Here is a 14,146-nt window from a genome sequence, read left to right as displayed (position 1 = left end):
CTTCGCCTCACGCTGCCGCGTTCGGGAAGCGGTAGCTCTTGAACTGCTCGCGCAACGCGGTCTTCAGGATCTTGCCGGTTGCGGTGTGGGGAATGCCGTCGACGAAGGCGACGTCATCGGGCATCCACCATTTGGCGATCTTGCCATCCATGAATTTCAGGATGTCCTCGCGCGTCGCTTGCTGGCCGGCCTTGAGCTGGACGATCAAGAGCGGACGCTCGTCCCATTTCGGATGGTAGACGCCGATCACGGCCGCTTCCGCGACCGCGGGATGGGCGACCGCGAGATTTTCCAGATCGATCGACGAAATCCACTCGCCGCCGGACTTGATGACGTCCTTGGAGCGGTCGGTGATCCGCATATAGCCGTGCTGGTCGATGGTCGCGACGTCGCCGGTGTCGAAGAAGCCCTCGTCGTCGAGGATATTGGTATCGATCTTGAAATAGGCCTTGGCGACGGCGGGGCCGGCCACCTTGAGGCGGCCGAAGGTCTTGCCGTCCCACGGCAGCTCTTTGCCGGCATCGTCGGTGATCTTCATCTCGACGCCGAACGGCGGGTAGCCCTGGGTCTGTAGGATGTCGAGCCGCTCCTCGCCGGTGAGCGTGTTGAAGGGAGGCTTCAGGGTGGCTAGCGTTCCGATCGGACTCATTTCGGTCATGCCCCAGGCGTGGCGCACTTGCACGCCCATGTCGACGAACGACTTGATCATCGTGCGCGGCATCGCCGAGCCGCCGCAGACCACCATGCGCAGATGCGGCAGTTTCAGATTGCCGGCGGCCATGTGGTTGAGCAGCATCAGCCACACCGTCGGAACGCCCGCGGTATACGTCACCTTCTCGGAGTCCAGCAGCTCGTAGACCGAAGCGCCGTCGAGCTTGGCGCCGGGCATCACCAGCTTGGTGCCCATCGAGGGCGCGGAGAAGGCGATGCCCCAGCTATTGGCGTGGAACAACGGAACCACGGGCAGCATGGTGTCGGATGCGGATGTGCCGAGCGCATCCTTGTTGTTGGCCATCAGCGCGTGCAGCACGTTGCCGCGATGCGAATACAAGACGCCCTTGGGATCGCCCGTGGTGCCCGAGGTGTAGCACATCGCGGCCGCGGTATTTTCGTCAAAGTCCTTCCACTTGAACTTGCCGTCCGCTTCCGCGACCCAGTCCTCATAGGCGACCGCGTTCTTCAGCGTGGTCTGCGGCATATGGGCCTTGTCGGTCAGCACGATGTAGCGTTCGACGCTCGGCAGGTGGGCGGCGATCTTTTCCAGGATCGGCACGAAGGTGATATCGACCATCACCACGCGGTCCTGCGCATGGTTGATGATCCAGGCGATCTGGTCGGGGAACAGCCGCGGATTGACGGTATGGCAGATCGCACCGATCCCCATGATGCCGTACCAGGCTTCGAGATGGCGCCAGGTGTTCCAGGCGATGGTGGCGACGCGGTCACCGAGCTTGATGCCGTCGCGGTCCAGCCGCTGCGATACTTTCAGTGCGCGTGCATGAATTTCGGCGTAATTGGTGCGATGAATGGGGCCTTCGACCGACCGCGTGACGACCTCTTGCGTGCCGTGGTACTTCGCCGCGTGTTCTATAATCCGATGGCACAGCAAAGGCCAGTCTTGCATCAATCCAAGCATACGCACTTCCCTCCGATGGTTTTGTCGTTGCCGCACGATCCGCCGACTATACGGGCGGACCGCAGGGTGGGTTCATGGAATTGACATGAACTTTACCGCGCAGAACGCAAGCCGAAAATGGGCTTATGGCGCCTTTCGCCGCATCGAACCGGCAATGGTTACCGTTGCGGCGGTCGCGCTCCTGCTGGGCATGCCAACCGGGCCGGCGGTGGCCGCGAAAGCGTCCCACTCGGCGCCGTGGGCAGACCTGTTCAGGGACGTATCGTCGAGGCCGCGGCCGGCGGCGCGCCGCGCGGCGGTGCCGCTGCCCAAGCCCCGCCCGGCCGAGGCCCCTTCAGCCGAGCGCGACAAGCCGGACAAGGAGCAGCAGGCGTCTCCCCCGAACGGCAAGCCCGGCGAGCAGGCCGCGCCCGCACCGCCGCCCACGCCGGAGCCATCCGCCTGCCGGCTGGCGCTGACGGACGCCATCGCCATCGCCCCAAGCATTCCCGATATCCGTGGCAACGGCGGCTGCGGTGGCGAGGATTTGGTGCGGCTGGAGGCGATCGTGCTGCCGGACAAGCGGCGGGTTTCGGTGAAGCCGGCGGCGATCCTGCGCTGTCCCATGGCGTCTGCGCTGGCCGAGTGGATCCGCAGCGATATCGCGCCGCTGGCGGAGCGCCTCGGCAGTTCCGTCTCCGATCTCGACAATTTCGATTCGTTCGAGTGCCGCGGCCGCAACCGCATCGTCGGCGCCAAGCTCTCCGAGCACGGCCGCGCCAACGCGCTCGACGTTCGCGCCTTCAAGTTCGCCGACGGCAGCTTGATCTCGCTGACTGACCGCACCGTGCCGCGGGGATTGCGCGAGAGTGTGCTGCATTCCGCCTGCACGCGGTTCTCTACGGTGCTGGGTCCAGGCTCGGACTGGTACCACGAGGACCATATCCATCTCGACCTGATGGAACGGCGCGGCAATTACCGGATCTGCCAGTGGGACGTGTGGGACCCGCTGCCGCAGAAAGCGCCGCTACTGCCGGCCGAGCGGCCCGACGAAGCGCCGCCGCGCGAGGTCGCCGCCAAACCGGACGACGCCAAGTCCGATGCTGCCAAGTCTGACACTGCCAAGTCTGACACTGCCAAGTCTGACGCTGCCAAGGCTCATGATGCCGAGTCCCAGGCTCAAAAGCCGGATGCCGAGAAATCGGAGGAGGCCGAGCCGCCGCGCGAGGAGAAGCCTGCAAAGAAGAAGCGCCGGCAAAACCGGCGCTCCTGATCTTCGACCGCGGCGTAACCGGCGTCGGCTACTGAGACATCGGGATGTTGCCGCCGCCCTGCAGCGCCATCTTGGAATTGTACGGCGAGTCGCCTTGCTTGGGTTCGAGCACGACAACCACCGTACCCTGCTTGACCCGGCTATAGAGGTCGATGACGTCCTCGTTGGTCATGCGGATGCAGCCCGATGAGATCGAGGCGCCGATATATTCCGGCTGGTTGGTGCCATGGATGCGGAACAGCGTGTCCTTGTTGCCCTGATAGAGATAGAGCGCGCGGGCGCCGAGCGGATTGTCGACGCCGCCGGGCACCGAGGCAGGCAGGCCTTCGATGCGCTTGTGAATGTCGGCCGTCGGCGTCCATTTCGGCCATTCCGCCATGTTGCCGACGCGGGCGATACCCGAGAAGGCAAGGGCTTCCTCGCCGACGGTGACGCCATAGCGGATCGCCTTGCCGCTATCTTGAACCAGATAGAGGTAGTGATTATCGGAATCGACGACGATGGTGCCGGGCAGTTCCTTGCGGTGATAGTCGACGATGGCGCGGCGGAACGGCTCCGCCGGCGGTACGACGGCGTAGCGCGCCTTGGCGAGCTGGGCCTTGTCGTTCGGCTTGAGGGTGGCTTCAGGGGCGGCCTGATAGGTGGTTGCCGGCATGCAGCCGGACAACGCAAGGCCGACGGCGAACAACCCCAGGATTACTTTCAACGACGACATGGCACACTTCCAATCGAAAGTCTGGCGTTCGCAGCAACAGTGTTGCGCCTTAAACGCGACGATTCCATTAATGCCATTATCCGCAAAAACCGGCTGATATGCCAGCGTCTGCGCGTCCGTTCGGCGCTGCGGAAGGCTGGCTGTGGCTTTTGTGCCGCAAATTTTGCGAGTTCCGGTGGATTTCTAGGCACAGGTGGCGCGCGGCCAAATCGGGGCCGTGTCGACGCCACCCCGACGCCATAAACGCCACCCCACCGCCATAAATATGGACCGGCGGTTAATGCGCCGGTCATGAAGCACTTGCCAGAATCGGGTTAGTACCGCTGGTGCTGTTACCTCTTGGTTCCGGAGTTGCCCATGTTTTCGGTGTTTGTTCCCTCCGAATCCTCCCTGAAGAAGTTCCCGGCCACGGACCCGGCGGCATTGCCGGACAATGCGGTCTGGATCGATCTGTTGAACCCGACGATGGAGGAGGACCGCGCGGTCGAGCGGCTGGCCGGGATCGCGGTGCCGACCCGGGAAGACATGCAGGAGATCGAGATTTCCAGCCGGCTCTATATCGAGAACGGCGCCCGCTACATGACCGCGACGCTGATGTGCCAATCCGACACCGATATGCCGAAGACCACGGCCGTCACCTTCATCCTCGCCGGTCACCGCCTGGTGACCGTGCGGTACGACGAGCCGAAGCCGTTTGCCCTCGTCGAGCACAAGCTGGCCCGCTCCTGCATGCCGGGGATCTCGGGCGAAATGGTGCTGATGGAACTGCTGGACGCGGTGATCGACCGCTGCGCCGACATTCTGGAGCGCGCCGGCGCCGAGGTCGACCAGGTCTCCCACGACATCTTCGAGCCCGAAAGCGCGCGCCATGGCCAGGCCAAGCGATACTCGCAGATACTGATCGCGATCGGCCGCAAGGGGGATCTGGTCTCCAAGATCCGCGAGAGCCTGGTCTCGATCGGCCGCGTCGTCACCTTCCTGTCGGCGGTGATGGAGGGCGTCAAATGGTCCAAGGACATGCGCGAGCAGCTCAAGACCATGCAGCGCGACGTCGGTTCCCTGACCGACCACGCGTCCTACCTCTCCAACAAGATCACGTTTACGCTCGACGCCATGCTCGGCGTGGTCAATCTTGAGCAGAACAACATCATCAAGCTGTTCTCTGTGATGGCCGTCGTCCTGATGCCGCCGACGCTGATCGCCTCGATCTACGGCATGAACTTCAAGGCGATGCCGGAACTCGAATGGGCGCACGGCTATCCGATGGCGCTTGTCATGATGCTCATGGCAGCCGTGCTGCCGTACTTCCTCTTCAAGTGGAAGAAGTGGCTGTAAGACAGCGGTTCCATGTGGTTCCTGACGTCCGAAAGATCGGCTCAATTCCACCGCTAAAATTTGAGCGGTGGACTGAACGAATGGTCGAAACTTGTCTGCGATAAAGTGTCTCTCAGGCCGCGAGGATCCCATGGTTGAGAAACTCATAATGTCGCCGCGTAACGTCATCGATCTGGCGCGCTATCAGCAGGGCCGTGTCGTTGGCAAGGCGCAGGCGTTCTCGACGCGGCTTTGCCGGCACTGCGGTGCTGTGCTGGCGGACGGCGAGAACGAGGACGAGTGTTCGAGCACGCTTAACGTTGCTGCGACGACACTGCGCACGGCGCAACGAAAGTTTTACGCGGAGTGAACGGCAAGATCGTGTAGGGTGGGCAAAGGCGCACTTGCGCCGTGCCCACCATTTGTCTTCCGCTGAAAGAATTGGTGGGCACGCTTTCGCTTTGCCTACCCTACGAAATCGTCGCCGGCTAAACGTGCTGGCCGCCGTTGATGTGGATCTCGGCGCCGTTCACGTAGGAACTGGTTTCCGTGCACAGCACATAGATGATCTTGGCGACCTCGTCCGGCGTGCCGAGCCGGTGCATCGGAATCTGCTGCTCGACGATCTTCTCGGTGCCCGGCGACAGGATCGAGGTGTCGATCTCGCCTGGCGCGATCGAATTGACGCGGACGCCGACGCGGCCGAAGTCGGAGGCCATTTCCCGCGTGAGTGAAGCAAGCGCCGCCTTCGAGGTCGCGTACGCCACGCCCGCGAACGGGTGCACGCGCGAGCCCGCGATCGAGGTGACGTTCACCACTGCGCCCTTGGCGTGCTTCAATTCCTCGATCAGGCCGCGCGCCATCATGATCGGCGCGAAGAAGTTGACGCGAAATACGTGGCTCCAGGTTTCGATGTCGGTGTCCATGGTGCCGAGCCGGCCGCCGCCCGGGCCCTTCGGCGAGATCGCGGCGTTGTTGACCAGCGCGTGCAACTCGTCGTTCTCCAGCCGCCTGCGGATCTCGGAGATCGCGCGCGTGGTGTCGTCGTGGTCGGCGAGATCGACCTCGATGTGGTCCTCCGGCCCTGCGCCCCACGGGCAGACTTCCGGAAACGCATGCCGCGAGCAGGTGATGACGCGCCAGCCGGCGGAGGAGAAACGGATCGCGGTGGCATGGCCGATGCCGCGGCTGGCGCCGGTCAGAAGCAGCGTGCGCCGCGGCGCGTTGGATGAAGAGGGCATTCAGGTTCTCTTGTTCTCCGTCATGCCCGGGCTTGTCCCGGGCATCCACGTCTTGTCTTGTCGCATAGAAGGAAGTCGTGGATGGCCGGGTCAAGCCCGGCCATGACGGTCTGAGTTTTTAAGGATAGAGCCGCACCTTGCTCCAGGCTTGTGCCGGCGCATCGCGGCGGAATTCGATGCGGTCGTGCAGGCGGAACGGGCGGTCGTGCCAGAATTCGAAGCGCTGTGGCTGGATGCGCCAGCCGCTCCATCCGGGCGGGCGCGGCACTTCGCCGATCATATATTTGGCGGCGACCTTGGCGATCGCCTGCTCGAAGGCAAAGCGGCTCTCCAGCGGCTGCGACTGCTTGCTGGCCCAGGCGCCGATCTGCGCCTGCTTCGGCCGCGTGGCGAAATAGGCGTCGGCTTCCTCTGATGTCACCGGCGACACGTTGCCGCGGATGCGCACCTGACGGCGCAGCGACTTCCAGTGAAATAGTAAAGCCGCCTTAGGATTTGCGGCGAGTTCGCGGCCCTTCTGGCTGGCGATGTGGCTGTAGAACACGAAACCATCCGTATCATAGCCTTTCATCAGCACCATCCGGACGTCAGGCAGCCCGTCGCTATCGACAGTCGCCAGCGCCATCGCGTTCGGATCGTTCGGCTCGGACTTCACCGCTTCCGCAAACCACTCGGCGAACAGCGCAAACGGTTCCTCGGCCGCGGTAAAATCACCCGATGTTAACGGTGCCGGGTGTTTGATGGAGGTCGTGTCCGTCATGGCAGGAGTCCCATTTGCGTCCGTTCGCGTCCCAGAGCGCGTTGCAGCCCCGGTACGGGCACGCCCTATATAGGGCATGGGGACGCGTTGGCCTATTGGTGATCGGGCCGAGGGGCGCGGCGATAACGTTGATTTTGATCGGCCTCGGCTCGGGCGGCTGCAGCCTGTCGCGCCCCGACGCCTACGCCAGGATGAACGCCGCCGACGTCACGGGTTCGCTGGCCAAGCAACCGGACAACCCGCCGGTGCCGACCGAGAGCGATTTCGCCTTTGCGCGCACCGCCGCCTCCGACGTGCTGACCAAGGGCGACAAGGATTCAAGCCAGCCCTGGGAAAATCCGGAAACCGGCGCGCGCGGCTCGGTGACGCCGCTGTCGCAGGCCTATTCTGCGGAAGACGGGCGCACCTGCCGGGATTTCCTGGCGAGCTACGTCAACGGCCGCGCGGAAAGCTGGCTGCAGGGCGCTGCCTGCAAGGCCGGCAATGGCCGATGGGAAATCCATACGATCAAGCCCTGGACGAGGGGATAAGGCCGGAACATCTTTCAAGCGAAGCCTTTTTCAAGTGAAGCCTTGGAGGTAGTTGCAAAAATGCAACTGGCTCCCCAGATGAAGCCAAAGCGGGCGAATTGTCCTAAGCTTCAACAACCGAATTCCCGTGAAGGAGACCTGACGGATGCGCGACCCCTATGAGGTCTTGGGGGTGCCGCGGGGCGCCAGCGCTGCGGCGATCAAGAGTGCCTATCGCAAGCTCGCCAAGAAGCATCACCCTGATAACAACAAGAACGACCCGAAGGCGGCTGCGCGCTTTTCCGAGATCAATTCCGCCAACGAGATCATCGGCGACGAGGACAAGCGCAAGCAGTTCGACCGCGGCGAGATCGACGCCGAGGGCAAGCCGCGCTTCCAGGGTTTTTCTGGTAGCGGCTTTGGCGGCGGCGACCCGCGCGGCCGCGCCGGTCGAGCGAGCGGCTTCGAATCCTATTCCTTCCGCACCGGCGGCGGTCCCGGCGGCACGGGCGGGGCAGGCTTTGAGGATATCCTCAACAGCATGTTCGGCGGCGCGGCCCGGGGCGGACGTCCCGGCAGCGGCCGGACCTTTGAATTCGACACCGGCGGGATCGGCCTCGATCTCGATCTGAATGTCGCGATGACGGTGTCGCTGGAAGAGGCGGTCAAGGGCGGGGAAAAGCGCGTCCGCCTGCCGACCGGCAAGGAGCTCAACGTCAAAATTCCGGCGGGCGTCATCGCCGGCCAGCAGATCCGGCTGAAGGGGCAGGGCGAAACCGCTCCGGGCCACCCGCCGGGCGATCTCCTGATTACGGTCAGCATCGCACCGCATCCTTTTTTCAAGGTCGACGGCAGCGATTTGCGCCTGGATCTGCCCATTACGCTCTATGAGGCGGTGCTGGGCGGCAAGGTTCGGGTGCCGACGCTCGGCAGCGCGGTGGAACTGTCGATTCCGAAAAATACTTCCAGCGGCCGCATTTTCCGCCTCAAGGGCAAGGGTCTGCCCAAGGCGGGCGGAGCCGGGGATCTGTTCGTCACCACCCGAATTATTCTGCCCGACGGGAACGATGCCGAGCTTGAGGCATTGATGGAGAAGTGGCGCGACGGCCACCCTTATAACCCGCGCAGCGATTTTGGCTGAGTCGAGCGATTCGGCTGCGATTCGTGGCGTGAAAACATATGTCGAACCGTACGGGGCATGGCAGGAATTTTTTTCCAAAAACTTGGCCTATTTCCTTGAAAACAAATGGTTTCTTGGAAAAAGGGGCGGCCTCGAAAGGGGGACCAGCGCGGTACCAAACCCCGATCGAGGCCGCTTGCGCCGATCGGCGGATCGAGCGCTGCTCATTTTCGCGTGATCACCCGGTGCATTAATGAGACGCGCCCGTGTTTTGATTCCAGATTTTCGATGTCAGAATTGGGACAAGCGGTCTGAAGTCGCCTGGACCCCGTTCCGATGCAATCGGAATGGGCGCTAGATTTTTATTTTGACGCGTTTTCTTGACGCGAACCGGTCTCCACCCCGGATCAAGTCCGGGGCAGGCTTTCGCTGGAAAACGCTCTAGCCGCCCTTTTTCTCCATCTGATCGTAGACGGCTTGGGCGATCTGGGTCAGCCGCCCCCGGTCGGCGCCGGTGGACACCACGGCATAGACGACGCCGTCATCGGCCCAGAACAGCGTGCTTTCCTTGCCTTCCGCCGCGTATCGCATCTGCGTCGCCTCGGCGTCCGATTTCGCGGTGTAGATCGTAAAACGTTCGCCCGAGGCACTCTCATACATCATGAAGGATGCCGGACCCGCAGAACCCGGCAATAGCCGCCCGCCAACGAGCTTCAATCCGGCGCCAGCCAGTTCGGGCGCGCGGACGACCCAGCCACAGCGCTTGGTCAGCCATTGCTGCAGATGGCTGCGTTCGCTGCCCGGCACCTCGACGGGATGCCGCACCTCCACCACGTAGAGCCGGTGTGCTTCAATCGCGTGAACCGTCAGATTTTGGAAAGCGGAAGGCGCTGCGGCCACGCCGCGCGCGAGCCAGCCGGCGCTGCCGCCTATGATGAACGCCGCCAGCGTGGCCGCGATCGCGCCGTAGACCCATTTGCGCGGCTGTTGCACCAGCCGCTCGATCTCGAGCCGCTTCGGCACGGCTTCGTCGATAACCGAATCGTACCTGGCATGCAGCGCCTCCGCCATCGCGCGCCACGACTGCACCCGCGCGGCATCGTCGGGATGCGAGGCGAGCCACGCCTCGACATCGCCGCGGCGTTCCGCCGGCAGCTCGTTGTCGACGTAAGCATGCAGCTCGTCTTCGGTGACGGGAATGTTGCGATCGGTCATTGTCGTCTCTGTCTCTTCCTGATCCTGCGTCTATTCTCTGATCCGCCTGTACGTCATGCTTTCATCATTTCACCCGCCGCAGCGCCGTACGCTCGCCCTCGAGCGAAGCTTTGACATGCGCGCGGGCGCGGGCAAGCCGGGACATTACGGTGCCGATCGGCACGCCCTGGATGTCGGCGACCTCGCGGTAGCTCAGTCCTTCCAGCATCACCAAGAGCAGCACCGAGCGCTGCTCTTCCACCAGACTTGCCAGCGCGCGGGCGATATCGCGGCCCTCCGCCTCGGTGCCGCTGGCGTCGGGGTTGTTGTCGAGCAGCGGCATGAATTGCGGACGTCGCGCCAGCGACCGCCGCCGGTTCTTGTTCAAATTGGTCAGGATCGTATAGAGCCAGCTCCTGACGTCGCCGCCGAGAAACAGCCGTTCCGAACGCAACGCGCGCACCAGCGTGTCCTGCACCAGATCGTCGGCGATGTCGGCATCGCGCGCGAGCGCGCGTGCATAGCGGCGGAGCGCCGGAATCATGGCCTCGACACTTTGGCGAAACGCGCTCATCAGTACCAGATTGCAAGAGTCATGAGGCGCGAACGCCTTACCCAGCATAACACCCAATTGACGTGTCTATTCCAGCCATTGAGCCGCGTCACAAACAGCGTTAATCCGAGAGGCGATTTGGGCTCGACCGCGCTGGAGTGCTGGTGTACCTCCAGGCACGTCGCCGGCATGAAGCGCCCCGACGCGCCCGACATCTCGCTCTCCAATTCGGTAGCGAAGGAATAGCCTGATAGTCCGATGCCTGCGCCCGTGATCTACTACATCCGCCATGGCGAGACGTCGTGGAACGCTGAAGGCAGGCTGCAGGGCACGCAGGACATTGCGCTGAACGATCTCGGCCGCAGGCAGGCTGAGCATGCCGGGAATGTCCTCGCCGAGCTGTTGGCGCGCGATGGCCGCGACAGTTGCGCGCTGCCCTTCGTCGCAAGTCCGCTTGGCCGGGCGCGGGCGACGATGGAATTGGTGCGCGGCGCCCTGAAACTTCCGCCGGAAGACTACGCGCTCGACGACCGCCTGCGAGAGATCGGCTACGGCGTCTGGGAAGGTTCGACGCTGGCCGAGATGCAGGCCGCCGACCCCGTGCTCTATGCCAGGCGGCTGACGGCGAAATGGACGATGGCGCCGGAAGGCGGCGAAACCTACGCGGAAGTGCAGGAGCGGATGCGCGACTGGTACGATTCCGTGAAGGGCGACACCGTCGCCGTGGCCCATGGCGGCACCGCGCGGGCGCTGATGGTGGCGCTGGGCATCGAAACGCCGAAGAGCGCCGCCGACCTTCTGATCGAGCAGGGCGCGGTCTATGTGTTCCGCGACGGCGGTTTGCGGAAATATAGTTAAGGGCAGGGCACGTCCTCAGCCGTCATGCCCGGGCTTGGCCCGGGCATCCACGTTCTTTCTTTGGGTTTAGGACGCAAGACGTGGATGGCCGGGACAAGCCCGGCCATGACGGCTGAAAGGTCATTTGACCCCTTAGACTGCGCGCGTTACGACAAGTCAGAATTGACTTACTTTGGCGAGCAAACAGCGCAAATGTCCCACAACACCTTCGGCCATCTGTTCCGGGTCACGACCTTCGGCGAAAGCCACGGGATCGCGATCGGCTGCGTGGTCGATGGCTGCCCGCCGCTGATCCCGCTGACCAATGAGGACATCCAGCACGATCTCGACCGCCGCCGTCCGGGACAATCGCGCTTCACCACCCAGCGCCAGGAGCCGGATGCGGTAAAGATCCTGTCCGGCGTGATGGCGCATCCCGAGACCGGCGTGCAGGTGACGACGGGCACGCCGATCGCGCTTCTGATCGAGAACACCGATCAGCGCTCCAAGGACTATTCCGAGATCAAGGACAAGTTTCGCCCCGGCCACGCCGACTTCACCTATGAGGCCAAATACGGCCTGCGCGATTATCGCGGCGGCGGGCGGTCGTCGGCGCGCGAGACCGCTACCCGCGTCGCGGCCGGCGCCATCGCGCGAAGAATTCTCCCCGACGTGAAGGTGCGCGGCGCGCTGGTGCAGATGGGGCCGCACAGGATCGACCGCGACAAATGGGATTGGGACGAGATCGCGCGCAATCCGTTCTTCTGCCCGGACAAGAACAGCGCGGCGTTCTTCGAGACGTATCTCGACGGCATCCGCAAGAGCGGCTCCTCGATCGGCGCCGTCATCGAAGTGGTGGCCGAAGGCGTGCCGGCCGGATGGGGCGCGCCGATCTATGCCAAGCTCGACGGCGAGCTGGCGGCCGCGATGATGAGCATCAACGCCGTGAAGGGCGTCGAGATCGGCGCCGGCTTTGGCGCCGCCGAATTGTCGGGCGAGGAAAACGCCGACGAGATGCGCACCGGCAATGACGGCACGCGGTTTTTGTCCAACAATGCCGGCGGCGTGCTCGGCGGCATCTCGACCGGCCAGCCGGTGGTGGTGCGTTTTGCGGTGAAGCCGACCTCGTCGATCCTGTCGCCGCGCAAGACGGTAGATCGCGCCGGCGCCGATACCGACATCATGACCAAGGGCCGCCACGACCCCTGCGTCGGCATCCGCGCCGTACCCGTGGGCGAGGCCATGATGGCCTGCGTGCTGGCCGATCACTTCCTGCGCCATCGCGGGCAGGTCGGCGGGTAGGGGCCCGGCCTCCCTCACTGCATGGCGTCTGCGATCTTTTCCGCCGTCATCAGGACCGGGAAATTGGTGTTGGCGCATGGCACCACCGGGAAGATCGAAGCGTCGACCACGCGCAATCCCTGCACGCCCTTGACCCGGCCTTGGGTGTCGACAACCGCCATCGGATCGTCCGCCCGGCCCATCCGGCATGAGCAGGAGGCATGCCACACGCCGATCGCCGCCTTGCGCACGAAGGCTTCGAGCGCCTCGTCGTCGCGCATGACCTGCTCGAACGTAAAACCTTCGACGATGAAGTTGTCGATCATGGCGTGGCGCAGCGGCGCCGGCCCGTCCATCAGGACGGCGGCAATGGCGGTGAGCACCTTGTTCTTTGTGTTGACCACGCCAATCTTGCGCACGCGGTCGGAATACGAGGCCGGGAATGGCTTGTCGGTGACGGCCTTGAGCGGCGCACTCATCTGCAGCGCCGCCATCTTGCGAAAGCCGCTCATCAGGCGGTCGAGATCGCGTTTGTCGGACAGCAGGTTGAACTCGACAATCGGCTCTTTCCGCGGGTCGCGCGAGGCGAGTTTGACCTGACCGGTCTCCGAGTAGGTCTTGTTGACGAAGGTGAGCAGCGAGGCGATCTGCTCGCCGACCGAATGCCAGGCCGATTTGGTGAGGACGGCGACGAACATGTCGCCGGCCGGCGTGCCCGGAAGGCCTGAGGAGTAGCGCAGCCCCATCTGGATGTGGCGTCGGGTGTGCGCGTTCATGCGTGCGCCACGGCGGACAAAAGATGACAGCGCGATCGAGGGATGGTCCATCAGACCCTGGCCGACGCCCGCGAGGCCCATCAGGACCGGAATGCCCATCTCCTTCAGATGCCCGACCGGTCCGATGCCGGCGCGCAACAGATGCGCCGGCGAATGGATCGCTCCGCAGGAAAGGATGACCTCGCGACCGCGGAACTGCTGTTCGCGGCCATTAACCAGCGCCTTCACGCCGACGCATTGCGTGCCCTCGAACAGCAGCTCCTTGACCTCTGTGTTGGTCGAGATCGTCAGGTTGGCGCGCTTGCGTGTTTCGCGATCGAGATAGCCCATCGCGGCCGAGACGCGTTGCTCATCCTGATTGGAGTGCGTCACCGGGAAGTAGCCGTCCGTGAACTCGCCGTTCTGGTCGGGCAGGAACGCGTAGCCGGCGAGCTTGCAGGCCTCACCCATGGCTTGCGAGTGCCCGGTCCAATGCTGGTGCGGAATGCGGCGGACGGGGATACGGCCGTCGTTACCGTGGAATGGCCCGTCGAAATCGAGATCGCGCTCGACCTTCTTGAAGTAGGGCAGCACGTCGTTCCAGTTCCAGCCCGTGGCACCGCGGGCCTCCCACTCCGCGTAATCGGTCGGCGCGCCGCGGTTGGCCATCTGGCCGTTGATGGAGGATCCGCCACCCAGCACGCGCGCTTGTTCATACTTGCGCAACGGCGGGCGGCTCTCATCGGGGTTGTTGTGGCTGACGATTTGGGTCGTGACCTTGAGTTCGGTCCAGTGGAAGCGCGGATCGAAATAGGCCAGCCCCGAATAACTGTCGCGAATCTCGGGCGGCTCGTTGCCGGGCGGCGTGTCCTGGCCCGCTTCGCATAGCAGGACTTTGTTGGCGCTCCTGGCCGAGAGCCTGTGGGCCATGACCGAGCCCGCTGATCCCCCGCCGACGATGATGGTGTCGTACACTGTG

At 63.8% G+C, this 14,146-nt stretch carries 14 protein-coding genes; 7 read left to right on the top strand and 7 right to left on the bottom strand.

Annotation, left to right across the window (positions count from 1 at the left end; all coding sequences use genetic code 11):
* Window positions 1–7: 7 nt before the first annotated feature.
* A complete protein-coding gene (locus V1293_RS14600) occupies window positions 8–1,636 on the bottom strand; it encodes a fatty-acid--CoA ligase (protein ID WP_334510581.1) in 1,629 nt (542 codons plus the stop codon).
* Window positions 1,637–1,721: 85 nt separating this feature from the next.
* Here V1293_RS14600 and V1293_RS14595 point away from each other — a divergent pair, with 85 nt between their 5' ends.
* Window positions 1,722–2,888: an extensin family protein gene (locus V1293_RS14595; protein WP_334510580.1), complete on the top strand. Its 1,167-nt coding sequence runs from the start codon at window positions 1,722–1,724 to the stop codon at window positions 2,886–2,888.
* Between the two features lie 28 nt (window positions 2,889–2,916).
* On the opposite strand, the gene V1293_RS14590 is transcribed toward V1293_RS14595, so the two are convergent.
* On the bottom strand, window positions 2,917–3,603 hold the full coding sequence (locus V1293_RS14590; protein WP_334510579.1) for a L,D-transpeptidase: 687 nt from the start codon (window positions 3,601–3,603) through the stop codon (window positions 2,917–2,919).
* 357 nt (window positions 3,604–3,960) lie between these two features.
* Between V1293_RS14590 and V1293_RS14585 the strand changes: the two genes are divergently transcribed.
* Window positions 3,961–4,938, top strand: a complete 978-nt coding sequence (locus tag V1293_RS14585; RefSeq protein WP_334510578.1) for a magnesium transporter CorA family protein — start codon at window positions 3,961–3,963, stop codon at window positions 4,936–4,938.
* 130 nt (window positions 4,939–5,068) lie between these two features.
* Window positions 5,069–5,287: a hypothetical protein gene (locus V1293_RS14580; protein ID WP_247784544.1), complete on the top strand. Its 219-nt coding sequence runs from the start codon at window positions 5,069–5,071 to the stop codon at window positions 5,285–5,287.
* Window positions 5,288–5,405: 118 nt separating this feature from the next.
* Here V1293_RS14580 and V1293_RS14575 read toward each other — a convergent pair whose 3' ends face one another.
* Window positions 5,406–6,158 (bottom strand): SDR family NAD(P)-dependent oxidoreductase, encoded by a 753-nt coding sequence (locus V1293_RS14575; RefSeq protein WP_334510576.1) that lies wholly within the window; start codon window positions 6,156–6,158, stop codon window positions 5,406–5,408.
* 118 nt (window positions 6,159–6,276) lie between these two features.
* Window positions 6,277–6,918 (bottom strand): pyridoxamine 5'-phosphate oxidase, encoded by a 642-nt coding sequence (pdxH, locus tag V1293_RS14570; protein WP_334510575.1) that lies wholly within the window; start codon window positions 6,916–6,918, stop codon window positions 6,277–6,279.
* A 128-nt stretch (window positions 6,919–7,046) separates the two neighbouring features.
* Between pdxH and V1293_RS14565 the strand changes: the two genes are divergently transcribed.
* Window positions 7,047–7,448, top strand: coding sequence for an RT0821/Lpp0805 family surface protein (locus V1293_RS14565; protein ID WP_334510574.1), 402 nt, complete (start codon window positions 7,047–7,049; stop codon window positions 7,446–7,448).
* A gap of 145 nt (window positions 7,449–7,593) precedes the next feature.
* Window positions 7,594–8,568 carry a J domain-containing protein gene (locus V1293_RS14560; RefSeq protein WP_334510573.1) on the top strand — a complete coding sequence of 325 codons (975 nt, stop codon included), beginning with the start codon at window positions 7,594–7,596 and terminating at the stop codon, window positions 8,566–8,568.
* Between the two features lie 420 nt (window positions 8,569–8,988).
* Here the strand turns inward: V1293_RS14560 and V1293_RS14555 are convergent, their stop codons facing one another.
* Window positions 8,989–9,762, bottom strand: a complete 774-nt coding sequence (locus tag V1293_RS14555; RefSeq protein WP_334510572.1) for an anti-sigma factor family protein — start codon at window positions 9,760–9,762, stop codon at window positions 8,989–8,991.
* A gap of 64 nt (window positions 9,763–9,826) precedes the next feature.
* Window positions 9,827–10,315, bottom strand: a complete 489-nt coding sequence (locus tag V1293_RS14550) for an RNA polymerase sigma factor (protein WP_214486412.1) — start codon at window positions 10,313–10,315, stop codon at window positions 9,827–9,829.
* Window positions 10,316–10,552: 237 nt separating this feature from the next.
* Between V1293_RS14550 and V1293_RS14545 the strand changes: the two genes are divergently transcribed.
* Together V1293_RS14545 and aroC are read left to right on the top strand one after the other, a co-directional pair.
* Window positions 10,553–11,152, top strand: coding sequence for a histidine phosphatase family protein (locus tag V1293_RS14545; RefSeq protein ID WP_334510570.1), 600 nt, complete (start codon window positions 10,553–10,555; stop codon window positions 11,150–11,152).
* 192 nt (window positions 11,153–11,344) lie between these two features.
* A complete protein-coding gene (gene aroC, locus V1293_RS14540; RefSeq protein ID WP_334510569.1) occupies window positions 11,345–12,433 on the top strand; it encodes a chorismate synthase in 1,089 nt (362 codons plus the stop codon).
* A 14-nt stretch (window positions 12,434–12,447) separates the two neighbouring features.
* Here the strand turns inward: aroC and V1293_RS14535 are convergent, their stop codons facing one another.
* Entirely contained in the window at window positions 12,448–14,142 is a 1,695-nt protein-coding gene (locus V1293_RS14535; protein WP_334510568.1) for a GMC family oxidoreductase, read from the bottom strand.
* Window positions 14,143–14,146: the final 4 nt, after the last annotated feature.

It is taken from the genome of Bradyrhizobium sp. AZCC 1693 (assembly GCF_036924745.1).
Classification (GTDB): Bacteria; Pseudomonadota; Alphaproteobacteria; order Rhizobiales; family Xanthobacteraceae; genus Bradyrhizobium.
Note: the sequence above shows the minus strand (reverse complement) of the source record. Positions and strands in the feature narration are given on the sequence as shown.

Bases quoted from the DNA above. Each gene is read 5' to 3' on its own strand.
- V1293_RS14600 (WP_334510581.1), bottom strand. From the start codon at position 1,636: ATGCTTGGATTGATGCAAGACTGGCCTTTGCTGTGCCATCGGATTATA.
- V1293_RS14595 (WP_334510580.1), top strand. From the start codon at position 1,722: ATGAACTTTACCGCGCAGAACGCAAGCCGAAAATGGGCTTATGGCGCC.
- V1293_RS14590 (WP_334510579.1), bottom strand. From the start codon at position 3,603: ATGTCGTCGTTGAAAGTAATCCTGGGGTTGTTCGCCGTCGGCCTTGCG.
- V1293_RS14585 (WP_334510578.1), top strand. From the start codon at position 3,961: ATGTTTTCGGTGTTTGTTCCCTCCGAATCCTCCCTGAAGAAGTTCCCG.
- V1293_RS14580 (WP_247784544.1), top strand. From the start codon at position 5,069: ATGGTTGAGAAACTCATAATGTCGCCGCGTAACGTCATCGATCTGGCG.
- V1293_RS14575 (WP_334510576.1), bottom strand. From the start codon at position 6,158: ATGCCCTCTTCATCCAACGCGCCGCGGCGCACGCTGCTTCTGACCGGC.
- pdxH (WP_334510575.1), bottom strand. From the start codon at position 6,918: ATGACGGACACGACCTCCATCAAACACCCGGCACCGTTAACATCGGGT.
- V1293_RS14560 (WP_334510573.1), top strand. From the start codon at position 7,594: ATGCGCGACCCCTATGAGGTCTTGGGGGTGCCGCGGGGCGCCAGCGCT.
- V1293_RS14555 (WP_334510572.1), bottom strand. From the start codon at position 9,762: ATGACCGATCGCAACATTCCCGTCACCGAAGACGAGCTGCATGCTTAC.
- V1293_RS14550 (WP_214486412.1), bottom strand. From the start codon at position 10,315: ATGAGCGCGTTTCGCCAAAGTGTCGAGGCCATGATTCCGGCGCTCCGC.
- V1293_RS14545 (WP_334510570.1), top strand. From the start codon at position 10,553: ATGCCTGCGCCCGTGATCTACTACATCCGCCATGGCGAGACGTCGTGG.
- aroC (WP_334510569.1), top strand. From the start codon at position 11,345: ATGTCCCACAACACCTTCGGCCATCTGTTCCGGGTCACGACCTTCGGC.